The sequence below is a fragment of the Xanthomonas sp. 3793 genome (genome assembly GCF_024806835.1).
GTDB classification, from domain to species: domain Bacteria; phylum Pseudomonadota; class Gammaproteobacteria; order Xanthomonadales; family Xanthomonadaceae; genus Xanthomonas; species Xanthomonas arboricola_F.
The window spans coordinates 104,333-126,917 of sequence record NZ_JANTYU010000005.1 but is presented as its reverse complement, the minus strand read 5'-3'; the positions used below and the strand labels follow the sequence as shown (position 1 = coordinate 126,917).

Here is a 22,585-nt window from a genome sequence, read left to right as displayed (position 1 = left end):
ATGCCCGTATCCCGTTATGCCGTGTTCGGTCACCCTGTCGCCCATTCGCTGTCGCCGGCCATCCATGCCGACTTCGGCAAGCAGACCGGCATCGCGCTGGACTACACCGCCATCGATGCGCCGCCGGAAGCGTTCGCCAGCACGCTGCAGCGCTTCGCCGACGAAGGCGGCAAGGGCGCAAACGTCACCTTGCCGTTGAAAGAGGCCGCCTTTGCGCTGGCCGCCAGCCTGAGCGATCGCGCGCAGCTGGCCGGGGCGGTGAACACGCTGGTGCGCAACGATGGCCAGTGGCAGGGCGACAACACCGACGGCATCGGCCTGGTGCGCGATCTCACCGATCGCCACGGCCTGGATCTGCGCGGTCGTCGCGTGTTGCTGCTCGGCGCCGGTGGTGCCGCCCGCGGCGTCGCGCCGGCCTTGCTGGAAGCGGGCATCACCGAAATGGTGGTGGTGAACCGCTCGCCCGAGCGCGCCGATGCGTTGTGCGATGCGCTCGGCGAACCCGCTAGGGTGGTATCGCGTTACATCGAAGACCTGCGCGAGCTCGGCGACTTCGAGCTGATCGTCAACGCCACCGCCGCCGGACGCGACCGTGACGCCGGTGCATTCGCGCTGCCGCTGGGCCTGGTCAACAGCCTCACTGCCGCGGTGGATCTCAACTACGGGCAAACCGCCATCGCGTTCCTGGCCTGGGCGCGCGCGGCGCAATGCCGTTACGCCATCGACGGCCTGGGCATGCTGGTGGAACAGGCTGCCGAAAGTTTCGCGCTGTGGCACGGCGTGCGCCCGGACACCGACCCGGTCTACGCCGCGCTGCGCGCACGCGATGCCGTGCTGGTCAGCGCGGACTGAGCCGTTGGCCATGACCACCACCGACATCCTGCTCAGCCTGATCACCGGCCTGTTGTCGCGGGTGCCGATGCTGATCGCCTTGTTGCTGGGGCTGGTACTGCTGTGGCGCGCCCCCTTCGGGCCGCTGCGGCGTGCCGCGCTGGCCGGGCTGTGGCTGCTGCTGGGCTGTGTGCTGGCCGAGGTGGGCCTGCAGGCGATTCCGATGTTGTTGATGCAGCAGGGCAACGTGCGCCAGATCGGTCTGGTGATGGGCGTCGGCCGCTTCGTGCTGACCGCCGTGCAAGGCGTGGGCATCGGCGTGCTGGTGTGGACCCTGGCGCGCAGCCTGCAACGGCTGCCGCCTGCTGCCGGTCCGCGCGCATGATCCCGCTCAAGGCGCTGGCGCTCACCCTGGTCGGGCTGATCTGTGCAGGGCAGGGCGGTTGGACATTGCTGCATCCGCAGTCCCTGGCGACCGTCAACCGTGCGGGCCTGCTGTACGAGCGCTTCGGTCCGTCCGGGGTGGGCATCGGCATGCTGGCGGTGGGCGCGATGATGGCGGTGATCGGCCTGGTCTGGACGCGTTACGCCTGGCCGCAGCGCGCCTGATCGCACTGGTCTGACAGTCTGGCGGTGCTTGCCGGGTGCCGGTCTCCGAGCGCGTCCACGCATTGCTGCCTGGCATTCAAAACAACCAGCAGTGCGCGACAGCGGCACGCGCGGCAGGCAGGCACGTGTCGAGCGCAGCGTTTGCCTCTGACCGCCGACGCCCCGCCGTTCTTCCGTTCCAGCGCTTGGGTCCCAGGCAATGCATCGGCAGTGCACAAACAGGTTCAGCTGCCCCGCGTATCGGTCGCAGGCGCTGCGCCGGTCCGTGCGAAAATAGGGCGATGAGTGATCTTGCCCCACCGGCTGCGCCGTCCGCGCCCGTTCCCACCCAGCGTGTGCTGACCGACCCGATCAAGGCCGGCATCCGCGACGCCTACGCCAAGCTGCAGGCCAACACGCCCGGCTTTGCCACCCGCCGTGCGCAGAGCCAGATGATCGGCCTGGTCTCGCGTGCGCTGGCCACTTCCGGTGGCATCGGCATTGCCGAGGCGCCTACCGGCGTCGGCAAGAGCCTGGGCTATCTCACCGCCGGCGTGCCGATCGCACTGGCCACCAAGAAGAAGCTGGTGATCAGCACCGGCACCGTGGCGCTGCAGTCGCAGCTGGTGGAGCGCGACATCCCGGCCTTCCTCAAGGCCACCGGGCTGGAAGCGACCGTGGCGCTGGCCAAGGGCCGCACCCGCTATCTGTGCACGCGCAATGCCGCCGAGCTGGAAGGCGACACCAGCCAGAACGCCATGTTCGAAGACGAGCAGGCGCTGTACGACCGCCCGCTCAGCCCCGTCGATGCGGACCTGGCCAAACGGCTGGCCAAGGCCTACGCCGCGCGCACCTGGAACGGCGACCTGGACGATGCTCCCGAGCAGGTTTCGGTGCCGTTGCGCATGCGCATCACCACGCCTGCCTCCGGCTGTGCGGGGCGCCGTTGCAGTTATGCCGCGCAATGCCCGGTACTCAAGGCACGCACCGATGTGCGCGAAGCGCAGATCGTGGTCACCAATCACGCCTTGCTGCTGTCCTCGCTGTCGCTGGGCGATGCCGAAAACGGTCAGCCGCTGATCGCCCCGCCGTCGGACATGCTGCTGGTGCTCGACGAGGGCCATCACATCGCCGGCGTGGCGATCGACCAGGGTGCGGCCAATCTGCCGCTGGACGAGATGGCCAAGCGCACTGGCCGCATGCAGATTCTCATCGCCGCTGCGTACCGCGCGGTGGACAAGGACAGGATCGGCAACCTGCTGCCCAACGAAGCCATCGACGTGGCGGCGCGAGTGTCCAAGCTGCTCAAGGCGTTCCATGCCGAGGTCGAGCGCGTCTGGAAGCCCGAGCCAGGCGAGCGCGATCCGTTATGGCGTGCTGCCAACGGCAAGTTGCCACCGCAGTGGGGCCCGGCCATCGAAGAACTTGGCGAAGAAACCCGCGCGCTGTTCAACTGGGTGCATGCCGCCCATGGCGCGGTGGCCAAGGGCAAGCAGGACGATGCCGCACGCGAGCGCCTGCAACGCAACCTGGGCCTGGCGCTGGAAATGGCCGAGCAGCAGCACAATCTGTGGAGCGGCTGGCGGCGCGAGGACAAGGAAGGCCAGCCGCCGATGGCGCGCTGGATCACCCTCTCGCGCGACGGCGACCTGGTCTGCCACTGCTCGCCGGTGTCGGCCGCGCAGGTGCTGCGCACGATGATCTGGAACGAGGTCGATTCGGTGGTGATGACCTCGGCCACGCTCACCGGCGGCGGCGATTTCCAGGCCTTCGCCATCGACAACGGCCTGCCCGATCACGCCGAAATGGCCTCGCTGGCCTCGCCGTTCGACCTGCCCAATCAGGCCGAGCTGATCGTGCCCAATTTCCCGGTCACCCCGGACGACCGCGAAGGCCATCCCAAGGAAGTGGCCAGGTATCTGGTGCGCGAACTGGATTGGAACGCCAAGGGCAGCATCGTGCTATTCACCTCGCGCTGGAAGATGGAAAAGGTCGCCGACCTGATGCCGCTGGCGCAACGCAACCGCGTGCTGGTGCAGGGCGAAGGCAACAAGTCGCAACTGATCACCGAACACCTGCGCCGCATCGCCGCCGGCGAGGGCTCGGTGCTGTTCGGGCTCAATTCCTTCGGCGAAGGCCTGGATCTGCCCGGCGAGGCCTGCACCACGGTGGTCATCACCCAGGTGCCGTTCGCCGTGCCGACCGATCCGCAGACCTCCACCTTGAGCGAATGGCTGGAGAGCCGCGGCCATAACGCCTTCAACCTGATTGCCATTCCGCACGCGCTACGCACGCTGACGCAGTTCGCCGGCCGTTTGATCCGCAGTTCCAGCGACCACGGTCGCGTCATCATTCTCGACTCGCGCCTGCTGACGCGTCGCTACGGAAAACGCATCATCGACGCGCTGCCACCGTTCAAGCGGGTGATCGGGCGTTGATCGACTACCAGGTGCCGCATCGGTGCAGGTTCTGCATCGATGCAGGCATCGGCCGATACACAAGCGGTGCCGCTGCGTCAGCATCGCTGTATGAGCGAGATCGCACCCTGCGTTCGTACACCGATCAGCGCATCGTCATGCAGGCAGTGATTGCTGCGGCGACAGCCGCGGCGGCAGATGGACAGCGCAGCGCATGCATGCCCGTGACCTCATTCCGCCCGCGAGGAGTGCGTTTGGAACGACGGCGCTCTGACAATCGCTCCAGGCGTTCCAACCTTGCATCGCAGCATTGCGCTAGGCCCATCCGCACTTTCTTCATGCACGGCGAAGTCCGCGTGGGGCGTTTGCGCGGACACAACCCGACGATCTGCAACCTACTGCCTGGGCATTTAGCGATACATATCACGCAACGCAGTCATCATCATGTTCGCCTATCGCTGCGATCATAACTAACGACTTCTCTCGCTTCGGCCCGCTCGCCATGATTCAGCTCCCTCAACACGAGCTGACGCCATGCGCCCTGGATCCCTCATGGTGCTAGCCCTGCTAGCCCCCACATTGATCGCCCCACCGGTCTTCGCCCAATCCGTGCTGACCCGCGACAACGGCGCCAAGGTGGGCGACAACCAGAACTCGCAGACTGCCGGCGCCACCGGCCCGACCCTGCTGCAGGACGTGCAGCTGATCCAGAAGCTGCAGCGCTTCGATCGCGAGCGCATTCCCGAGCGCGTGGTGCATGCGCGCGGCACCGGCGTCAAAGGCGAGTTCACTGCCACCGCCGATCTGTCCAACCTGACCAAGGCCAAGGTGTTCAGCGCCGGTGAAAAGACCCCGGTGTTCGTGCGCTTTTCATCGGTGGTGCACGGCAATCACTCGCCGGAAACGCTGCGCGACCCGCATGGTTTCGCGACTAAGTTCTACACCAGCGAAGGCAACTGGGATCTGGTCGGCAACAACTTCCCCACCTTCTTCATCCGCGATGCGATCAAGTTCCCCGACATGGTCCACGCGTTCAAGCCGGACCCACGCACCAATCTGGACGACGACTCGCGTCGCTTCGACTTCTTCTCACACGTGCCCGAAAGCACCCGCACGCTGACGCTGCTGTATTCCAACGAAGGCACGCCTGCCGGCTATCGCTTCATGGATGGCAACGGCGTGCATGCCTACAAGCTGGTCAACGCCCAGGGTGAGGTGCATTACGTCAAGTTCCACTGGAAGACGTTGCAGGGCATCAAGAACCTCGATCCCAAGCAGGTTGCCGCGGTCCAGGCCAAGGACTACAGCCACCTGACCAACGATCTGGTCGGTGCGATCAAGAAGGGCGATTTCCCGAAGTGGGACCTGTACGTGCAGGTGCTCAAGCCCGAAGACCTGGCCAAGTTCGATTTCGACCCGCTGGATGCCACCAAGATCTGGCCGGACGTGCCGGAGCAGAAGGTCGGCCAGATGGTGTTGAACAAGAACGTCGACAACTTCTTCCAGGAAACCGAACAGGTGGCGATGGCACCGGCCAACCTGGTGCCGGGGATCGAACCGTCCGAAGACCGTCTGTTGCAGGGGCGTATCTTCTCCTACGCCGACACCCAGCTGTATCGCGTCGGCACCAATGGTTTGAGCCTGCCGGTGAATCGTCCGCGCGTGGCGGTCAACAATGGCAACCAGGATGGCGAGGCCAATCACGGCCACACCACCAGCGGCGTGAACTACGAGCCGAGCCGCCTGGAGCCGCGTCCGCAGGACACCGCTGCACGCTACAGCGAATTGCCGCTGTCGGGCACCACGCAGCAGGCCAAGATCGCCCGCGAGCAGAACTTCAAGCAGGCCGGTGAGTTGTACCGCTCCTACAGCAAGAAGGATCGCGCCGATCTGGTGCAGAGCTTCGGCGAGTCGCTGGCTACCACCGATACCGAGAGCAAGCACCTGATGCTGTCGTTCCTGTACAAGGCCGACCCCGAGTACGGCACTGGCGTCACCCGCGTTGCCAAGGGCGACCTGGCGCGCGTCAAGCAGCTGGCCTCCAGCCTGCAGGACTGATCCACCCGACGGCATCGCGGCCATGCCGCGATGCCGTCCCCGTCTTGGGAGAGCGATATGCGCACCTTGCTGTTGGTCATGCTGAGCGCCCTGTGCGCGCCAGCCATCGCTGCCTCGCCGTCTGCCACGCCCGCAGCGCCCACGTCATCCACGTCATCCACGTCGAGCCCGGAGCAGATCAAGCTGCAGCTGCGTGAGTACTTCTTCGATGCCGCGCGCGAAGGCCGCCAGGACATGCTGGCCGAGTTCATTCGCTCGCATTACGACCTCAATACCCGCGACGAGAAGGGCTATACCGCGCTGATCCTGGCCGCCTACCACGGCCAACGCCCTGCGGTGGAACAGTTGCTCAGTGCCGGCGCCGACCCCTGCGCGCAGGACAAGCGCGGCAACACCGCGCTGATGGGCGCGATCTTCAAGGGCGAGCTCGGTATCGCCAAGCGCCTGATGCAGGCCGACTGTGCGCCCGACCAACGCAACAACGCCGGCCAGACCGCGGCGATGTACGCAGCGCTGTTCCAGCGCACCGACGTGCTCAAGGATCTGGCCGCCAAGGGCGCAGACCTCAGCCTCAAGGACGGGCAGGGCAACGATGTGACCAAGTTGCAGCGCGGCGAATTCGCTACTGCCCCGGCCCGCTGATCGGGTTTGGTCGAGCGCTTCGCATGCCTTGCGCGCTTTGTCAGTTGCGCGTCTGCTCAAGCTGCTCTTGATAGTGCGTGACACGTCGCGACGTGGACGGTGGTCTAGAGGGACACGCGCCGGCCGGCTGCTGGCGTCACGCGTGCTGATGCTCCCGGCGATATCGCGCTTGGCGCGCGGAAGCGGCCAACACAGCCATCGCGGCGTACTGCCGCGCAGCCCGCAGGCAGGCGCGACCGATGTCGGGACTTCGGGTCAACCGCGCAGACGCGGCGGCAGTTCCGGGGCGTACGTATCTACCTCATCCTTGCCGGCTACGGGTGTGAGCCGGTCCCGGTGCGTCGATAGCGCGCAATGATCGCGGCCGGTACGCGGTCGACGCAGGCGAGTAGGCAGGCAGTTCAGGGCAGCTCACACAGGGACTGTGCGCCCGCCAGGCGCGCGTCCGCGGCGTCGGTGCGCATGTATCGCTCGTACGACCCTGGGTGCGGGTGCCGTCCACGCCGATCCGATGACTGCCCGCCACATTGGTGCCGGCTGTTCTCTGTCCCTGCGCCAGTTGCGGACAGACGGCGGTAGATCATCCAGTCCGGGGCGCCCGTCCGGATGGCTCCGCATGTCACTGGCCACGGTGTCTCACGGTTCCGGCAAGCGCCCGGACGGATACGCCGTTGACCGGGCTGTCGCCCGCATCTGGACGTCTGTGCGGCGCGTCATCCCCTTGGGGGCGTGCACATCAGCAGTGCAACGACAGCCGCGATCGCGATGCCCGTGGCCTGGTTTCGAGCGCGCCAAACCGTGACGTCCATCCTGTCGGGTTTCCGTCGCGCCTGCGCTGGAAGTCTGGCGCCGGTGATGATTTTTCCGCCATCCCGTCAGGAGATTTCCGACGCGCAAAGCCTTGCGCGCCAAGGCTTTGACATAAAACTGAGCGCGCGCTGACTTGCTTAAAATTCGCTCAAAAAAAGCGCAGAAAACAGTTCAAGAACGGGCCGGGAACGCCGATGCTTCAGCCATCGCAGCCTGGAACCCCCGCCATGAAGATCGATCCCTCCATCCCTTTCCTGATGTCGCTGCTGGCCATGGTGCTGTGCACCGCAACCGCCGTCGTCGCGCTGGTGTTCGGCCAGGTGCATGTGCTGGCGACCTCGTGGAGCTTCTACGCGGTGATGGGGACCTCGCTGATCGTGCTGGCTGCCTCCTACCACGCCCTCGGCAAGCCGCTGAGCGCCGAAGAGCGTGTGGGTTTCCGTAACCCGTAATCGCATCAGCGTCCAGGTAGCGGGCGCGACGCGCCTATCCGAGCACCGGACGAAAGAAGCTGCGCTCGTAACTGATGATGCAACGCGTTCGCTCCGCATAGGCGAACGCAGCCAGGCACTGCGCATCCTGCAGCGATGCCTCCCGATAGCGCGCGTACTCGGCGAGCGAGGGAAACGAAAACAGCGCCAGGGCGATATTGTTCGCCCCTTCCGAAGGCAGGAAGTAGCCGTGATGCTGGCCGCCGAAGCGCGCCACCAGCGGGATCCACAAGCGAGCGTAGTGTTCGAATTCGGCCAACTGATACGGATCGATCACATAGCGCAGCGAACAGGTGATCATGTAACGCCTCCGGCAGGCAGGGCGCCCCAGCATGCCATGCCGCACCGCCGCAGATTCATCGACGCCCGTGTAAGCTGTTGATCCTGCTTCGCATTCCAATGGTCGCTCGCCGCGGCCAACCGTCGATGACCGTTTCCGCCGATCGCTACGCCGCCTCCCTGCGCCTGTCCGTTGCCCCGATGATGGACTGGACCGACCGCCATTGCCGGGTGTTCCATCGCCTGCTGGCGCCGTCCGCACGCCTGTATACCGAGATGGTGCATGCCAACGCGGTGATCCATGGCGATCGCGCACGGCTGATCGGGTTTGATACGGCCGAACACCCGCTGGCGCTGCAACTGGGCGGCAGCGATCCGGCCCTGCTCGCGCAGGCGGCCGGCATCGCGCAGGAATGGGGCTACGACGAAATCAACCTCAACTGCGGCTGCCCGTCCGACCGCGTGCAGGCCGGGCGCTTCGGTGCCTGCCTGATGCGCGAGCCTGCACTGGTGGCCGAGTGCGTCGCTGCCATGTGTGCGGCCACTGACCTGCCGATCACGGTCAAATGCCGTCTGGGCGTGGACGACGATGACGACTACGCGGTGTTCGCCAGCTTCGTCGACCAGGTGGTCGCGGCCGGCGCGGCGATGGTGGTGGTGCATGCCCGCAATGCCTGGCTCAAGGGCCTGTCGCCGAAGGAAAACCGCGAAGTGCCGCCGCTGCGCTACGACTGGGCATATCGCCTCAAGCAGGAGCGTCCCGGTTTGCCGGTGGTGCTCAATGGGGGCATCGCCGCCGTCGATACTGCGCTGGCGCATCTGCAGCAGGCCGACGGCGTGATGCTCGGTCGCGCCGCGTACCACGACCCATATGTCCTGCATCAGCTCGATGCCGCATTGACCCAGCGCCCGCAACGGCCACGCGAGGCGTTGCTGCGTGCGTTGCGCCCCTACGTGGAGTCGCAACTGGAACAAGGGCTGGCGCTCAAGCACATCACCCGGCACGTGCTGGGCCTGTTCCATGGGCAGCCAGGTGGGCGGGCGTTTCGCCAGGTCCTCAGCGAAGGCGCACACCGTCCGGGCGCTGGCTGGGAGCTGGTGGAGCAGGCGCTGCAGCGCACCGACAGCCGCCCCTGGCGCATTGTGGCGTGACTGGCCCGGCGCTTGCATCAGCTGAATTGGCAGATCGGCGCTGTTCCTGGCTGCGGTTTGACGGCCCGTCCTCCAGAGCGAAAGCCTTGCTGGCAGGGCGTCTGCCCGGCAGAGACATTCATTTCACTGAATGGCGTTAACACGAAGCTAAAAAGTTCAGATCGGATTCACCCCCAAAAATCAAGAATTTGGCTCAATTTCCGTCGCCCGGCCCTGTGTGATGCACCGCCGGTTTCACGAATTTTGAATGTTCCTGAACAACCCGCTAGGATCCAGTTGTGACCCATCCGCTCAGCCGCGCTCGCTATGTCGTCCTGGTCGCCCTGTGGGGTGCCATGGCCGCGCCGTCGGCGTGGAGCCAGGGGTATCCGATGGCGCAGGGTGGTCGCGAGGGCATGCCGGCGTCGGCGCGCGGCAATAGCCGCACCTTGTCCGACACCATCCGCCATGTGCAGCGGTCCACCGGTGGACAGATCCTGGGGGCCGAGCGCGTGCCGTTCGATGGCGGCAACCTCAATCGGGTCAAGTACATGAAAGACGGGCGCGTCCACACGGTGTACGAGCCGGAGCAGACGCAGGCCGCGCCACCGCGCAGCCCTCCGCCTCCCGACGCGCCACCACGCGACGATAACCACTGAACGTAGATAGTTCGGCGTTCAGTCTCATAAATTCCCCGGCCGTGGGCCGATAACGTTACTAGGGAGAGTGCATGCGTATTCTTTTGGTCGAAGACGAAGCTCCGCTGCGCGAGACCCTTGCCGCGCGTCTGAAGCGTGAAGGCTTTGCTGTCGACGCTGCACAGGACGGCGAAGAAGGCCTGTACATGGGCCGCGAAGTGCCGTTCGATGTCGGCATCATCGATCTGGGCCTGCCCAAGATGTCGGGTATGGAGCTGATCAAGGCGCTGCGCGACGAGGGCAAGAAATTCCCGGTCCTGATCCTGACCGCGCGTTCGAGCTGGCAGGACAAGGTCGAAGGCCTCAAGCAAGGTGCCGACGATTATCTGGTCAAGCCGTTCCACGTTGAAGAGCTGCTGGCTCGCGTCAACGCGCTGTTGCGCCGTGCCGCCGGCTGGAGCAAGCCCACGCTGGAATGCGGCCCGGTGGCACTGGATCTGGCGGCGCAGACAGTGAGCGTCAATGGCGCCAACGTCGACCTGACCAGTTACGAGTACAAAGTGCTCGAGTACCTGATGATGCACGCCGGCGAATTGGTCTCCAAGGCCGATCTCACCGAGCATATCTATCAGCAGGACTTCGATCGCGACTCCAACGTGCTGGAAGTGTTCATCGGTCGCCTGCGCAAGAAGCTCGACCCCGATGGTGAGTTGAAGCCGATCGAGACCGTGCGTGGTCGGGGCTATCGCTTCGCCATTCCGCGCACCGAAGGCTGAGTCCGCGCGTCGGCAGGCAGGAAGACTTAGGTGCCGATGCGCTCCAAGTGGTACAAACGCTGGCGCCCGCGCTCTTTGCAGGCGCGCCAGCTGCTGGCCGCCAGCCTCAGCCTGGTGGCCTTCCTGGCGCTGGCCGGGTACGCCCTGGATGTCGCCTTTGCCGACACCGCCGAGAAGAACCTGCGTGAGCGGCTGAAGAACTACGCCTCGGCTTACGCTGCCAACATCGACTTTGTCCGCGACGGCTCGATCTATATCGGCGGGCAACCACCCGACCCGCGCTTCGATGTGCCAGGCGGCGGTCTGTACGTGGAAGTGGTGCGTCCGGACGAAAGCTGGACCTCGATGTCGGCCGAAGGCCCGAACATTCCGCATGGCCGCATGCTGGAGCCGCGCCAGGAAGAATTCATCGGGCCGCTGGAGATGACCCAGATCGATGGCAGCCTGGGCCAGTTGTATCGCTATGGCCTGGGCGTCAGCTACGTCGAGCGCGAGCACGGCGGCGAGATCCCCTACACCATCTATGTGATGGAAGACGCGCGCTCGATGGGCGCGCAGCTACGTGTTTTCCGTGGCGCGGTATGGTTTTACCTCGGCAGTGCCGGCGTGGTGCTGCTGGTGCTGCAGGCCTTCATCCTGCAATGGAGCCTGCGTCCGCTGCGGCGCGTGATCAACGAGCTGACCAAGGTGCAGCGCGGCGAGATCCAGCGCATGAGCGAGCAGCATCCACGCGAGCTGGAGCCGCTGACCGACAGCATCAACGCCTTCATCGAGAGCGAGCGCGATAATCTGGAGCGCCAACGCAATACGCTGGCCGACCTGGCGCACAGCCTGAAGACGCCGATCGCGGTACTGCGCACGCAGCTCGACAGCGGCGCTTCCGAGCACGACCTGCACAAGGAGATGGACGTGCAGCTGCGGCGCATGAACGACCTGGTGTCGTATCAGCTGGCGCGTGCAGCCTCCAGCGGCCACAAACTGTTTGCCGCCCCCTTGCAGATCGAGCCGTCCGCCGAAGAAATCGTGCGCGGTCTGGAAAAGGTGTATTCGATCAAGGGCGTGCTGTGCGAATTCGATATTTCCCCGGATGCGCGCTTTCATGGCGAGCCGGGCGATCTGCAGGAATTGCTGGGCAACCTGCTGGAAAACGGCTTCAAGTGGGCGCGCAGCCGGGTGCTGCTGACCGCACAGCCCGGCCCGACCACCGGCAGCCGGCGTGCCGGCCTGATCCTGTCGGTGGAAGACGACGGACCCGGCATTGCGCCGGAAGATGTCGCCAAGATCCTGCAACGTGGCGTGCGTGGCGATGAGCGCGTACAGGGCCATGGCATCGGCATGTCGATCGTGCAGGACCTGATCAAGGCCTACCGCGGTGAGCTGCAGGTGGTGCGTTCGCAGGAGCTGGGTGGCGCCCGCTTCGATGTGACCCTGCCTCCGGGGTTGTGACACGCGCGCGTGTCCGGATGAACCCGTGGGCAATGGCCTGCACGGCTCCGACAACCGTTTAACGCCTCGAACGTTTGCTTGACCATACTGGTCCGGTTGCAGGTACCTGCGATGGAGAGCTGCATGAGCGAGCGCATTGCACAGGTCTCTTGCGCGCAGACGCGCCCTTTGCCACGGCGATGGCCGCGCACCTGGGGCCGTGCGTTGCTGCTTGCCGGCTGCGCGTTGGCTGCGGCCGGCCACGCTGCCGAAACGCCGCTGACACCGACCCAGACGCGCTGGCTGCAACGTGCCACCTACGGTGTGGATGCCGATGGCGCAGCGCAGTTGCAGCGGCTCGGCCCGAAACGCTATGGCGCGCTGCTGCTCCAGCCCAGCGACGATGCTGCGTTACCGGCGCCGGTGCGCGCGCAGCTGCAGGGCTTCGATGCGTTGCATACCCCGCTGGAAACCTTGCTGACCCGCTACGAGGCCGACAAGATCCGGCTTCAGGCCATGCCCGATGGCGATGAGAAAGTGGCCTTGCGCAAGGACTGGCAGGCGCGCGGCGGGCAGATGCTCACCCAGGCGCGTCAGGCGCAACTGCTGCGTGCGGTATATGCACCGGATCAGCTGCGCGAGCAACTGGTGTGGTTCTGGCTCAATCACTTCAGCGTGTACGCCGACAAAGGCCGCGTGAAGTGGATGGCCGCCGATTACATGGAAAACGCGATCCGTCCCAATGCCACCGGCAAGTTCGCCGACCTGGTGATGGCCACGCTGCAAAGCCCGGCGATGCTCGAGTATCTGGACAACGCCAAAAATGCCAAGGGTAAGGTCAACGAGAACTACGCGCGTGAGCTGATGGAGCTGCACACGTTGGGCGTGCATGGTGGCTACACCCAGCAGGACGTGCAGCAGCTCGCGTTGATCCTGACCGGCGCGGGCCTGGTGCCGATCAAGGCCGATGGTGCGCCGCCGGTGTCGGCGACCGTGCCTGGCCAGCCACAGGCGGTGCGCAAGGGAGTGTTCGAATTCAACCCGGCGCGCCATCAGCCCGGCGACAAGATGCTGCTCGGTCAGCAGATTGCCGGCGGTGGCCTGGATGAGATTGAACGTGCCGTGCAGGTGTTGGTGCGCCAGCGGGCATGTGCGCACTTCGTCTCGCAACGCATGGCCGAGTACTTCGTCAGCGACACGCCACCGCCAGCGCTGGTTGCGCGGATGGCCAGCGTCTTCCAGCGCAGCGACGGCGATATCGGCAAGGTCATGCAGACCATGCTGGCTTCTGCGGAATTTGCACAGGCGCAGCCGCGCAAGTTCAAGGACCCCAATCGCTTCGTGGTGTCGGCGATGCGGCTGGCCTACGAGGACCAGCCGGTGATCAATGCCGCCCCGATGGCCAGCTGGGTGCAGCAACTGGGCGAGCCGTTATTCGGCCGCATCACCCCGGATGGATGGTCGCTGCACTCGCAGGCCTGGACCAGCTCCGGGCAACTGGCGCGCCGGTTCGAAGTGGCGCGCGCGCTGGGCAGCGGCCCCAGACAATTGTTCCGGCGCGATGGCGACAACTACACGCCGATTCCGCCCCCGACGCGCATCGACACGCGCGCGGCGTATCGCTGGATCGCGCCATCGCTGGCGACAGGCACGCAGCAGGCGCTGGAGCAGGCGCGCTCGCCGGCGGAATGGAACGGATTTCTGCTGGCGTCGCCGGACTTCAACTATCGCTGACTCACATCACTGGTTCACCGACGCGGATTCACCGAGTGCGATGCAGTCATCGCCGTGGGAGTACACCATGCAACGACGTCAATTCCTGCTTGCTTCTGCCGCCGCGGCCACAGCGCTGCCTTGGGCCGGCCGCTTGTTTGCCGCGCCACGTGATAGCGCGCGCATGCTGGTGGTGTTCTTGCGCGGCGGCTACGACAGCAACAATCTGTTGGTGCCGCACGGCAGCGATTTTTATTATCAGTCGCGGCCCACGCTTGCGATTGCGCGACCGGATGCGGCCAATCCCGACAGCGCCATCGCGCTGGACGCACAATGGGGTCTCAACCCGGTGATGCGCGATGCCTTGCTGCCGTTGTGGCAGCGCAATCAACTGGCGTTCGTGCCGTTTGCCGGCACCGACGATGTGTCGCGCAGCCACTTCGAAACCCAGGACGACATCGAATCCGGCCAGGCCGGCAAGCATCGCGATTACCGTTCCGGGTTCATGGCACGCCTGTCGGGCGTGCTCAGCGGTGTGCCGGCGATTGCCTTTACCGATTCGCTGCCGCTGACCTTCCAGGGCGGCGGCGATCTGCCCAACGTGTCGTTGAGGGGCATCGGCAAGGGCGGACTGGACGCGCGTCAATCGCAGATCCTGTCGCAGATGTACGACGCTACGCCACTGGCGACGGCAGCGCGCGAAGGACTTGCGTTGCGCCAGCAGGTCACCGCCCAGTTGCGCGAAGAGATGGAGCAGGCCGGCCGTGGCGCTGCCAGCGCACGCAGCTTTGCCGATGAAACCCGGCGCATGGCGAGCTTGATGCGCGAGCGGTATCGGCTGGGATTTGTGGATGTCGGCGGCTGGGATACGCATGCCAATCAGGGCAGTGTTGCGGGCGGACTGGCCAATAACTTGCGCAATCTCGGCGAAGGGCTGGCTGCGTATGCCGATGCGTTGGGCCCGGCGTGGAACGAGACGGTGGTGGTGGTGATCTCCGAATTCGGCCGGACCTTCCGCGAGAACGGCAGCAAGGGTACCGATCACGGGCATGGCACCACCTACTGGGTGTTGGGCGGTGGCGTGCGCGGCGGGCGCATTGCCGGCGAGCAGGTTGCGGTGGATCAGGCGCAGCTGCTGCAAAATCGCGATTATCCGGTGCTGACCAATTACCGCAGCCTGTTCGGCGGCGTGCTGCAGCGGCTGTGGGGGCTCTCGCCGGCGCAGCTGGAGCGCGTGTTTCCGGGCGCGACACCACGGGATCTTGGCTTGGTGTAGGGCGCGCCGCCCGCCGATGGCAGGACCGTTGGGCGCGCAGGGCGGTGTTGAAATCGGCATGCACCGCGCAATGCAGCGGCTCTGGGCCGTGCGCATGAGCTGGCGGCCATGTGCTGTCGATCAGCCGCTCCCGGTGCGCGCCAAAACGATGCTGCTCTCAGGCAACCGAAGCGCCGCTGGCCTTGGGTGCGAGGTGCTGGCGCGTCCGCTCCCGTTGTCCAAGGTTCCGGACCATGCGCTGCTCCGCGATGACTCGTTGCGACACGCGGGTGCATGCGTGCGGGTGTCGAAGCGCCCGGCCGCACTATCTGCAAACCAAGGAATGCTTCAAGCGCTTGCCGCAGCCATGCACAGCCACCGCGCAGCACCATCAACGCGCCGGCGGTGATGCAAACGGCGATCGCCCATAAACACCGACCAGATGTGCGGCCACGGCCGGCATCAGGCGCTCCAGCACCTGCGGCGCGGAGAAGTGGTATTCGCTGACGACCGCGAAGAATTCCTCCGGTGCTTCGGCAGCGTACGGGTCGATCTCGGTGTCTTCGCCGGCATCCACACGTCGGCAGAACGCATCGAAGGCATGCTGGAAATCGCGTGCCCAGCGGCGCTGCACCTCGTGCGGCAGTGGCGGCGTGCCATCGAGCGCACCATCCAGGGCATCGAGCTTGTGCGCCATCTCATGCACGATCACGTTGAAGCCGGCGCACGGGTCGTGCAGGTCTGCCTGCACGTCGGCCCAGCTGACGATCAGCGGCCCCTGCTCCCACGCTTCGCCGATCAGGGTGTCGTCCCAGGTATGCATGACGCCGGCCGCATCCACATGGGTGCGCTGCACGCGGAAGGCGTCCGGATAGACGATCAGCTGCGACCAGCCGCGCCATCCCGCTGCGCCGATTTCCAGTAACGGCAGGCAGCAGGTGGCAGCCAGCAGGACGTGATCGTGCGGCTGCAGTTGCAATCCATCGACCGGCGAAATGGTCTTCTGACCCAGGAACTGCGCGGTGAGCGCACGCAGACGTTGCTGGCGCTGGGCACCGAGGGCGGCGATCCAGGCGCAGCGGTCACACACCGGTTGCCAGAGCGCGTCAGGAATCTCGAGCGGCGGCCGGCGTAGCCAGCGCGTCAACCACTGGATCAGCGGAACATACCCGGCAGAAAGCTGTGCCAGCGCGGCATCATGCGCATGCGCGGGAACAGGGCGTCTCCATCGCTGCCACCACCGCCGGTTGCAGGTGCCGGCTTGTGCTGCGGCGCGCGTGCCGGTGTTGCCGGTTCGCCACTGGGCGTTCTGCCGCGTGCGGCCGAGTTGGTGCTGACACAGCTCTCATGATCGCCGTCGACCAACTGGTCCGATGCCAGGGCGGCAAGCGGAGCCAACAAGAACAGCAGGCAAACCGTGAGTCGGCGCATCGTCCACATCCAGGGCAAGCGGCGTGAGTTCCCGATCATAACGCGCTTTTCACTCCCTCACGCAAGCCGCGCTGGGCGGCTGGGAAGGCTTGGCGCATACTTTCACGGATCGATTTGGGAACCGTTGCCGTGGACGACCGCGCGTTGCTGGCCAAACTTGCAAGCGGCCGGCTGTCCGGCGATGCGCTGGCGCGCGATGCCGGGTTGACCCGTGCCGCGGTGTGGAAGCGCATCCAGAACTTGCGCGCGGCCGGTGTCGACATCGACGGGCGGGCAGGCGATGGCTACCGCCTGGCCGCGCCGCTGGACCTGCTGGATGTTGCGCGTATCCTTGCCGCCATGGCGGCCGACGCGGCAGCGGGCCTGGCCGCGCTGGAGCTGGCCTGGACCCTGGAATCCACCAACACCACGCTGCTGGCACGCCCGGCACCCGAGCGCGGGGTGTCCGTGTTGCTGGCCGAGCGCCAGACCGGCGGGCGCGGTCGACGCGGCCGTCAGTGGACCTCGCCGCTGGCCGCACACATCTATCTATCGGCATCGCGCCGTTTCGGTGGCGGGTTGGGCCAGCTGGCCGGGCTGAGCCTGGCGGTAGGCGTGGCAGTGGCCGAAGCCCTGCGCGGGTGCGGGTTTGCCGATGTCGGTCTGAAGTGGCCCAACGACCTGCTGGCGCGCGGACGCAAGCTGGGCGGGCTGCTGATCGAAGGCGGTGGCGAGATGGCCGGCAATGCGCGCGCGGTGATCGGGCTGGGCTTGAACGTGCACATGCCGCCAGCGTCGGCCGCCGCCATCGACCAGCCCTGGGTGGATCTGGATACCCTGGCCGGCCGTGCGGTGGCGCGCGACACGGTGGTGGCCGCGGTGCTATCGGCGCTGTTGCCGGCACTGGACCTGTTCGAGGCGCAGGGGCTGGCGCCGTTTCTGGACCGGTATGCGGCGCTGGATGTGCTGAGCGGGCGCTCCGTGCAGGTCGAGGAAGCCGGGACTTTGCATCACGGCATCGCGCTCGGTCTGGCCGCCGACGGTGCATTGCGGGTGCAACTGGGCGAAACGCTGCGCCTGTTCCACTCCGGAGAAGTCAGTGTGAGACCTGCATGAGCGAGTGGTTGTTCGACCTGGGGAATTCGCGTTTCAAATATGCACCGCTGCACGGCAACCGCGCCGGCGATGTGCAGGCGTGGACGCACGGTGCCGAAGCGATGGATGCGACCGCGCTGTCGGCGCTGCCGTCCGGGCGCATTGCGCACGTGGCCAGCGTGGCGGCGCCCGCATTGACGCAGCGGATGATCGCTTGCCTGCAGGAGCGCTTCGAGCAGGTGCGCATCGTGCGGACCATGGCCGAATGCACCGGTATCCGCATCGCCTATGCCGACCCGGGCCGCTTTGGCGTGGATCGGTTTCTGGCCTTGCTGGGCGCACGTGGCGATGCGCCAGTGCTGGTGGCCGGGGTGGGCACCGCGCTGACCATCGACGTGCTCGGTGCCGATGGGCAGCACCACGGCGGGCGGATCGCCGCCTCGCCGACCACCATGCGCGAAGCGCTGCATGCACGTGCGGTGCAATTGCCGGCCAGCGGCGGAGCCTATGTCGAGCTGGCCAACGACACCGACGACGCGCTGACCTCCGGCTGCGATGGCGCGGCGGTGGCGCTGATTGAGCGCAGCCTGCACCACGCACAGCGTAGCCTGGGTGTGCCGGTGCGGCTGCTGGTGCATGGCGGCGGCGCGCCACCGCTGCTGCCGTTGTTGCCCGATGCCAGCTTCCGCGCGGCCTTGGTGCTGGACGGACTGGCGACCTGGGCGATGCATTCGTCCTCGCCGTAAAGCGCTGCCTTATGCGGGTTGGACGAGATGCGTGGGGCCCCCGTGGTCCGCATGGATATCCTGTGGTGGCGGGCTGCCTGGCGCGCCGGCGTCGTAGCCTCATGCAGAGCTGCGCGTTGCCGCCGGCCGGGGCAAGGGGAAGTGCGGTGGCGCGCCGAGCGTGCGTTGCGCGCATGCTGCAGTCGCGCCACGGAATACTTCGCACTCGCCCCAAGCCACATGACACGCTCTAAAATCGGCGCATGTACGTACGCGCGCTCATCGTTGTCCTGATCATCCTCAATGCCGGGGTGGCACTGTGGTGGGCCTTGCAGCCACCGCCGGCGCCACCGGCCGCGCCGCCGCAGCCGTCCGGGGTTGCCCGATTGGACCTGTTGCCGATGTTGCCGACCAGGGCGACAGCAGCGGTGCCGCGTCCCGAAGCGGCGACCGCCGCGACCCCGGATGCCGCTGCAGCGGCTGATTCCACTGCGCCGGCCTCTGCGGCGACAGCAGCAGCGGCGGTGCCTGTGCCAACGCCGGCGGTGGCCGAGACCGCCGCGCGTCCAGCGGCAGCGAACAGCACGACCAGATCTGTTGACGAAAGCACCGCCCACGCCAAGTCGGCTCCAGCGCCGACACCGCCGGCCGCCCCGGAGCGCTGCGTCAGCGTGGGGCCGTATGCGGCACGCAGCGAAGCCGATGCCGCACTGGCGCGTGTCCGCGGCCAGGCCAGCCGTGCCGGCGTGCGCGAGGACACCGACGCCGGGGTCAGCACGTTCCGGGTGATGTTGCCCAACGTGGGCGACCGCGCCGCGGCGCAGGCCCTGGTCAAGCGCATTGCGGCCGCCGGCATCGGCGACTACTACGTGATTGCGCAGGGCGAGGACAACACGGTTGCGCTGGGGCAGTATCAAAGCCGCGAGCGCGCGGAGCGGCGCCAGGCCAGTCTGGTCAGTGCAGGCTTTCCGGCGCAGTTGGTGCCCAGCGGCAACGGTCAATCGCGCTGGTGGATCGATGTGCGCAGCACGGCGGCGGCCGCTGCCTTGCAGAGCGCTGCGGGTGCAGCGCGTCAACGATCGCTAGACTGCGCCGCGCTGCGCTAGAATGCGCACCGGCGCGCAATGCGCCCACCAGTGCCGGCATAGCTCAGTTGGTAGAGCAACCGCCTTGTAAGCGGTAGGTCCCCAGTTCGAATCCGGGTGCCGGCACCATCTTGGACACTCCCATCAAGCTTTCGATCGCGCGTGCTGCTGGCGCGCTCGCTGCGTTGTGTCTGTGTCATGCGGGAGCGTGCGCGTGCCTGCGGGCAGGTTGACCTTCGCGTTGATGCCTGGCGGTGGCGTCGATGTCGTCGCATGCCGTTCTCCTACCCAAGGACTGTTCCGGCCAGAACAAACGCGGCGCGCGTTTCGATACTTTTCGCAAGGGCAGGTGTGTCGGGCGGACGGGGTAGTGGCGCGCGGGCGGGCAGGTCCATTCGCAGGACACCTGCGTGCGGCGATGTCCGCTGCGACGCTGTGGTTTCGACGTGGCTGCGTGCCCGGACCCTCCCCCCAGCGCCTTTCCCGGCGGGCGAGGGGCTGGGTCACCGGTAGGGCGCGTTATCGGTGTGAGGCGTGGGTGTCGTGTCGGATTGGGCCGCCAGGAGCACGCGACCTCTCCCTGGCGTGGCGATCAGGCAGGGCGGCCCGCTGACAGCAGGTCCAGCGCGGCCTTGCCGGCGTCTGCGTGCGCGTCGTTGCTCAGGCGCTCGGACAGGGCGGCAATGACGATGGTCAGAGCCTGACGCAGCACGCTATCGGCATCGGCGCTGGCGTCCACCACCTGTTTGCCGGGCAATTGCAGCCCGTTGAAGATCGCGCGGCAGCGTTCCAGGTTGTCCTGGGTTTCGAAGTGGTTGGGCGCGTCGCCGCGGGCGCGGATGCGGGCCAGGCCGGTGGGCGGCGGCAGGTCGAGCAGCAACAGCACGTCCGGGCGCGGGGCAAAGGCGTTGCGCTCCAGCAGCGCGTCCAGCGGCAAGCCGGCAGCGCCCTGGTAGGCCACCATCGACGGGAAGTAGCGGTCCAGGATCACGACCTCGCCGCGTGCCAGCGCCGGCGCGATCAAGCTGTCGACGTGTTCGTGGCGGTCGCGGATCAGCAACTCGGCTTCTTCATCGGCGCTGAGGCGGCCGGTGGCGGCGGATTGCCGCAACTGCGTGCCCCAGGGGCCGTTGGTCGGCTCCTTGCTGGAGACCACGCGTGCGCCAGCTGTCTGCAGGGCGGCCGCCAGGTTGCGCGCAAGCGTGGTCTTGCCGGCGCCGTCGATGCCTTCGATCGCGATCAATAGCCCGCCGGGCTTCAGTTCGATTGTCATCGCGCTACTTTATCTGATCGTGGCAATGCAGCAGTAGCCGGCGATCTGGCAGGGCGGTCACCAGGCAGTGGCTGCGGGCGTTGGATCGAGCAACTGCACCGCAGGGCGGGTGCACGACGACCTGACCAGACATGCGCACATTGCGGCGGCCAGCGGCGATGGCAGCACACCGGTGGCATGCAGCAGTCGTCGTCGCCGCTATTGCCGATGCTGTATCACGGGTATGTCTTGCGCGATGTCGGGAATGTCCCGATGTCCGCGCTTCTGTCCGCTGGGCATACTGAATAAGTCAGACGCAGCGCTCATTCGTAGTACGACTGAGTCGCGTTTCTGGCTTCAAGGAAGAAGGACGCGTCGCCGCCACCCTAGAGGCGGCATCCCCCGCGTGACGCCCGCTCAGGCCCGTCGTGACCGGATTCCTTGTTTATTTTTGCGCGGCTCACCGCCAGCCCGCCGCAGCGGACCCGCGCCGGTGATCAGCTTGCCGAGGTATAGCGATAGGACAGCAGCGATTTCACCAGGAAGGTGATCTGGGTGGCAGAGCGCGCATCCACGCGCATCACCGGAATACGAAAGCCTTCGGCCGCCAGCGCATCGCGAAATGGCGGCAGCAGAAAGTCCTCGACCTCGTCGGTCATGGTGATGCCCACCGCCAGGCTGGCGTCCGGTGCGATCTGCGAAAACTCACCCAGCAGCGCCAGGGTGGCCTGCAGCATCTGCGGGTCGCGCGCATTGGTCAGCACGATCACGCCCAATGCGCCGTCGCAGACCAGCGGCCACATGAAATCCAGATATTTCTGCCCAGGCACGCCGTAGACGTGCAGCAGCTCGCCGTCTTCCAGCTCGATGGAGCTGTAGTCCAGCGCGACCGTGGTGTAGGTCTTGTCGCCGTAGGCATCCTGGCTGAGCGGCATTTCGGTGCTGACCGGCTCCACGTCGGAGATGGCGCGCACCGCGGTGGTCTTGCCGGCACCCATGCCGCCAACGAACACCAGTTTGTTGGCTGGAAGACTCATGACTGCGCCTGAGAAAGAGAGAGGCCAAACCGACGTGCGACCCAGGAAAAGAACCGGGAATTGCTGCTGTCCGGACGACGCGGCGTTGAAGGCACGGAAATCTCCGCAGTCTGGGCAAGGCCGCTGGCAAGTGCAGCGGCGAACAGGCATTCCACCGTCTGCAGCGGCAGCTTGCAAGCATTGGCCAGCGCCTGCGGGCGCCACGGGCGCGCATGCAGGTGAGCGATGGCCAGCAGGTGCGCAGGCGAACTGGTCTCTGCGCTGAGTTCAGGCCACTGCCGTAGCTGCAACGCATGGCTGGGTTCCACTGCCGGCAGCGCGGGGCGCAGGTGCTCGGGCAAGGCGAAATACAGCGCTTCGAACGAGAGGCGTTGCGTCAGTGCGGCATCGGCGTCGTCGGCCACGCGCTGCCAACCGGGCCGATCCAGCGCGGCAACGAGCTCGGGCAGCGACACGCCGGCTGGCAGGTGCATGCAGCGACCGGATGGATCCACGCGCACCTGCAGGCGCGCATGCCGCAGCAGCACCGGTCCTGCGCCGAATTCGCCGCGGCAATGGCGCAGCAGCAGCGCCGGTTCGGCGACCTGTGCGGTGTGTGGCGAGGACAGCAGCAGACGCATCTGCTCGTTGAGTTCGCGCACGGTGGCACCGTGCTTGAGCCAGGCGCCGGCGACAGGCGTGCGCGAAACCACCAACACACGCACCGGCTGGCCTTGCAATGCCTGCCATGCGGCAAGACCGTCGGCCGTTTCCAGGCCCAGCACCACCACGTCGGCCGCGTGCTGCGGCCATTCGCCCAGCTGCACGTCGATGCGCTCGGCAAGCAGCAGCGAGCACGCCAGTTTCAGGCGCGTGGTGTGCAGCAGGTCCAGGCCGGCCGTGGCGACCCGCATGGCGTGGATGGGTGTGGTCATGGGAGGGCGCCGT

The 22,585-nt window shown here is 66.4% G+C and carries 22 protein-coding genes and 1 tRNA gene; 17 read left to right on the top strand and 6 right to left on the bottom strand.

Translation table 11 applies throughout. The annotated features are described in order from the left end of the window. The 7 genes from aroE to FHY18_RS17225 all read left to right on the top strand — a co-directional run bounded on the left by aroE (position 1) and on the right by FHY18_RS17225 (position 7,798). Positions 1-852: a shikimate dehydrogenase gene (gene aroE, locus FHY18_RS17255; protein WP_259157281.1), complete on the top strand. Its 852-nt coding sequence runs from the start codon at positions 1-3 to the stop codon at positions 850-852. A 10-nt stretch (positions 853-862) separates the two neighbouring features. Next, entirely contained in the window at positions 863-1,216 is a 354-nt protein-coding gene (locus tag FHY18_RS17250; protein ID WP_259157280.1) for a hypothetical protein, read from the top strand. After that, a complete protein-coding gene (locus tag FHY18_RS17245; RefSeq protein ID WP_259157279.1) occupies positions 1,213-1,440 on the top strand; it encodes a hypothetical protein in 228 nt (75 codons plus the stop codon). Before FHY18_RS17250 ends, FHY18_RS17245 begins: the two co-directional genes overlap by 4 nt. Before the next feature lie 281 nt (positions 1,441-1,721). Next, positions 1,722-3,857, top strand: a complete 2,136-nt coding sequence (dinG, locus tag FHY18_RS17240; RefSeq protein WP_259157276.1) for an ATP-dependent DNA helicase DinG — start codon at positions 1,722-1,724, stop codon at positions 3,855-3,857. A gap of 531 nt (positions 3,858-4,388) precedes the next feature. Beyond that, complete coding sequence (gene katB, locus FHY18_RS17235; protein ID WP_259157275.1) at positions 4,389-5,894, top strand: catalase KatB; 1,506 nt, start codon at positions 4,389-4,391, stop codon at positions 5,892-5,894. A gap of 57 nt (positions 5,895-5,951) precedes the next feature. Continuing rightward, positions 5,952-6,536, top strand: coding sequence for an ankyrin repeat domain-containing protein (locus FHY18_RS17230; protein ID WP_259157272.1), 585 nt, complete (start codon positions 5,952-5,954; stop codon positions 6,534-6,536). Positions 6,537-7,573: 1,037 nt separating this feature from the next. Further along, positions 7,574-7,798 (top strand): hypothetical protein, encoded by a 225-nt coding sequence (locus FHY18_RS17225; protein ID WP_029221791.1) that lies wholly within the window; start codon positions 7,574-7,576, stop codon positions 7,796-7,798. Between the two features lie 34 nt (positions 7,799-7,832). Here FHY18_RS17225 and FHY18_RS17220 read toward each other — a convergent pair whose 3' ends face one another. Next, complete coding sequence (locus FHY18_RS17220; RefSeq protein WP_259157270.1) at positions 7,833-8,138, bottom strand: NIPSNAP family protein; 306 nt, start codon at positions 8,136-8,138, stop codon at positions 7,833-7,835. Between the two features lie 125 nt (positions 8,139-8,263). Here FHY18_RS17220 and dusA point away from each other — a divergent pair, with 125 nt between their 5' ends. The 6 genes from dusA to FHY18_RS17190 all read left to right on the top strand — a co-directional run bounded on the left by dusA (position 8,264) and on the right by FHY18_RS17190 (position 15,075). Next, complete coding sequence (dusA, locus tag FHY18_RS17215; RefSeq protein ID WP_259157269.1) at positions 8,264-9,268, top strand: tRNA dihydrouridine(20/20a) synthase DusA; 1,005 nt, start codon at positions 8,264-8,266, stop codon at positions 9,266-9,268. 335 nt (positions 9,269-9,603) lie between these two features. Then, a complete protein-coding gene (locus FHY18_RS17210; RefSeq protein WP_039427763.1) occupies positions 9,604-9,906 on the top strand; it encodes a hypothetical protein in 303 nt (100 codons plus the stop codon). 71 nt (positions 9,907-9,977) lie between these two features. Then, entirely contained in the window at positions 9,978-10,661 is a 684-nt protein-coding gene (locus FHY18_RS17205) for a response regulator transcription factor (RefSeq protein ID WP_002808458.1), read from the top strand. Positions 10,662-10,736: 75 nt separating this feature from the next. After that, a complete protein-coding gene (locus tag FHY18_RS17200; RefSeq protein ID WP_211287651.1) occupies positions 10,737-12,107 on the top strand; it encodes a sensor histidine kinase in 1,371 nt (456 codons plus the stop codon). Positions 12,108-12,218: 111 nt separating this feature from the next. Continuing rightward, positions 12,219-13,820, top strand: coding sequence for a DUF1800 domain-containing protein (locus tag FHY18_RS17195; protein WP_259158300.1), 1,602 nt, complete (start codon positions 12,219-12,221; stop codon positions 13,818-13,820). A 67-nt stretch (positions 13,821-13,887) separates the two neighbouring features. After that, positions 13,888-15,075: a DUF1501 domain-containing protein gene (locus FHY18_RS17190; protein ID WP_259157199.1), complete on the top strand. Its 1,188-nt coding sequence runs from the start codon at positions 13,888-13,890 to the stop codon at positions 15,073-15,075. A 370-nt stretch (positions 15,076-15,445) separates the two neighbouring features. Here FHY18_RS17190 and FHY18_RS17185 read toward each other — a convergent pair whose 3' ends face one another. Together FHY18_RS17185 and FHY18_RS17180 are read right to left on the bottom strand one after the other, a co-directional pair. Then, positions 15,446-16,201, bottom strand: coding sequence for a M90 family metallopeptidase (locus FHY18_RS17185; RefSeq protein WP_259157197.1), 756 nt, complete (start codon positions 16,199-16,201; stop codon positions 15,446-15,448). An 8-nt stretch (positions 16,202-16,209) separates the two neighbouring features. Then, positions 16,210-16,524, bottom strand: a complete 315-nt coding sequence (locus tag FHY18_RS17180; RefSeq protein ID WP_259157196.1) for a hypothetical protein — start codon at positions 16,522-16,524, stop codon at positions 16,210-16,212. 75 nt (positions 16,525-16,599) lie between these two features. Between FHY18_RS17180 and birA the strand changes: the two genes are divergently transcribed. The 4 genes from birA (at position 16,600) to FHY18_RS17160 (ending at position 19,498) form a co-directional block, all read left to right on the top strand. After that, positions 16,600-17,580 (top strand): bifunctional biotin--[acetyl-CoA-carboxylase] ligase/biotin operon repressor BirA, encoded by a 981-nt coding sequence (birA, locus tag FHY18_RS17175; RefSeq protein ID WP_276577330.1) that lies wholly within the window; start codon positions 16,600-16,602, stop codon positions 17,578-17,580. Beyond that, a complete protein-coding gene (locus FHY18_RS17170) occupies positions 17,577-18,305 on the top strand; it encodes a type III pantothenate kinase (RefSeq protein ID WP_259157195.1) in 729 nt (242 codons plus the stop codon). The genes birA and FHY18_RS17170 overlap by 4 nt, the downstream gene beginning before the upstream one ends. 242 nt (positions 18,306-18,547) lie before the next feature. Next, a complete protein-coding gene (locus FHY18_RS17165; RefSeq protein ID WP_259157193.1) occupies positions 18,548-19,390 on the top strand; it encodes an SPOR domain-containing protein in 843 nt (280 codons plus the stop codon). A 32-nt stretch (positions 19,391-19,422) separates the two neighbouring features. After that, positions 19,423-19,498 (top strand) — tRNA-Thr (locus tag FHY18_RS17160). A 463-nt stretch (positions 19,499-19,961) separates the two neighbouring features. Here FHY18_RS17160 and tmk read toward each other — a convergent pair. The 3 genes from tmk to FHY18_RS17145 form a co-directional block, all read right to left on the bottom strand. Beyond that, a complete protein-coding gene (tmk, locus tag FHY18_RS17155; RefSeq protein ID WP_259157192.1) occupies positions 19,962-20,642 on the bottom strand; it encodes a dTMP kinase in 681 nt (226 codons plus the stop codon). A gap of 476 nt (positions 20,643-21,118) precedes the next feature. Next, positions 21,119-21,658, bottom strand: a complete 540-nt coding sequence (locus FHY18_RS17150) for a GTPase (RefSeq protein ID WP_046965241.1) — start codon at positions 21,656-21,658, stop codon at positions 21,119-21,121. Then, complete coding sequence (locus FHY18_RS17145; protein ID WP_259157190.1) at positions 21,655-22,572, bottom strand: hypothetical protein; 918 nt, start codon at positions 22,570-22,572, stop codon at positions 21,655-21,657. Before FHY18_RS17145 ends, FHY18_RS17150 begins: the two co-directional genes overlap by 4 nt. Positions 22,573-22,585: the final 13 nt, after the last annotated feature.

Bases quoted from the DNA above. Each gene is read 5' to 3' on its own strand.
- FHY18_RS17205 (WP_002808458.1), top strand. From the start codon at position 9,978: ATGCGTATTCTTTTGGTCGAAGACGAAGCTCCGCTGCGCGAGACCCTT.
- FHY18_RS17220 (WP_259157270.1), bottom strand. From the start codon at position 8,138: ATGATCACCTGTTCGCTGCGCTATGTGATCGATCCGTATCAGTTGGCC.
- FHY18_RS17225 (WP_029221791.1), top strand. From the start codon at position 7,574: ATGAAGATCGATCCCTCCATCCCTTTCCTGATGTCGCTGCTGGCCATG.
- tmk (WP_259157192.1), bottom strand. From the start codon at position 20,642: ATGACAATCGAACTGAAGCCCGGCGGGCTATTGATCGCGATCGAAGGC.
- FHY18_RS17165 (WP_259157193.1), top strand. From the start codon at position 18,548: ATGTACGTACGCGCGCTCATCGTTGTCCTGATCATCCTCAATGCCGGG.
- katB (WP_259157275.1), top strand. From the start codon at position 4,389: ATGGTGCTAGCCCTGCTAGCCCCCACATTGATCGCCCCACCGGTCTTC.
- FHY18_RS17250 (WP_259157280.1), top strand. From the start codon at position 863: ATGACCACCACCGACATCCTGCTCAGCCTGATCACCGGCCTGTTGTCG.
- FHY18_RS17210 (WP_039427763.1), top strand. From the start codon at position 9,604: ATGGCCGCGCCGTCGGCGTGGAGCCAGGGGTATCCGATGGCGCAGGGT.
- FHY18_RS17245 (WP_259157279.1), top strand. From the start codon at position 1,213: ATGATCCCGCTCAAGGCGCTGGCGCTCACCCTGGTCGGGCTGATCTGT.
- FHY18_RS17145 (WP_259157190.1), bottom strand. From the start codon at position 22,572: ATGACCACACCCATCCACGCCATGCGGGTCGCCACGGCCGGCCTGGAC.
- FHY18_RS17195 (WP_259158300.1), top strand. From the start codon at position 12,219: ATGGAGAGCTGCATGAGCGAGCGCATTGCACAGGTCTCTTGCGCGCAG.
- FHY18_RS17230 (WP_259157272.1), top strand. From the start codon at position 5,952: ATGCGCACCTTGCTGTTGGTCATGCTGAGCGCCCTGTGCGCGCCAGCC.
- FHY18_RS17190 (WP_259157199.1), top strand. From the start codon at position 13,888: ATGCAACGACGTCAATTCCTGCTTGCTTCTGCCGCCGCGGCCACAGCG.
- aroE (WP_259157281.1), top strand. From the start codon at position 1: ATGCCCGTATCCCGTTATGCCGTGTTCGGTCACCCTGTCGCCCATTCG.
- FHY18_RS17150 (WP_046965241.1), bottom strand. From the start codon at position 21,658: ATGAGTCTTCCAGCCAACAAACTGGTGTTCGTTGGCGGCATGGGTGCC.
- dinG (WP_259157276.1), top strand. From the start codon at position 1,722: ATGAGTGATCTTGCCCCACCGGCTGCGCCGTCCGCGCCCGTTCCCACC.
- FHY18_RS17180 (WP_259157196.1), bottom strand. From the start codon at position 16,524: ATGATCGGGAACTCACGCCGCTTGCCCTGGATGTGGACGATGCGCCGA.
- FHY18_RS17170 (WP_259157195.1), top strand. From the start codon at position 17,577: ATGAGCGAGTGGTTGTTCGACCTGGGGAATTCGCGTTTCAAATATGCA.
- dusA (WP_259157269.1), top strand. From the start codon at position 8,264: ATGACCGTTTCCGCCGATCGCTACGCCGCCTCCCTGCGCCTGTCCGTT.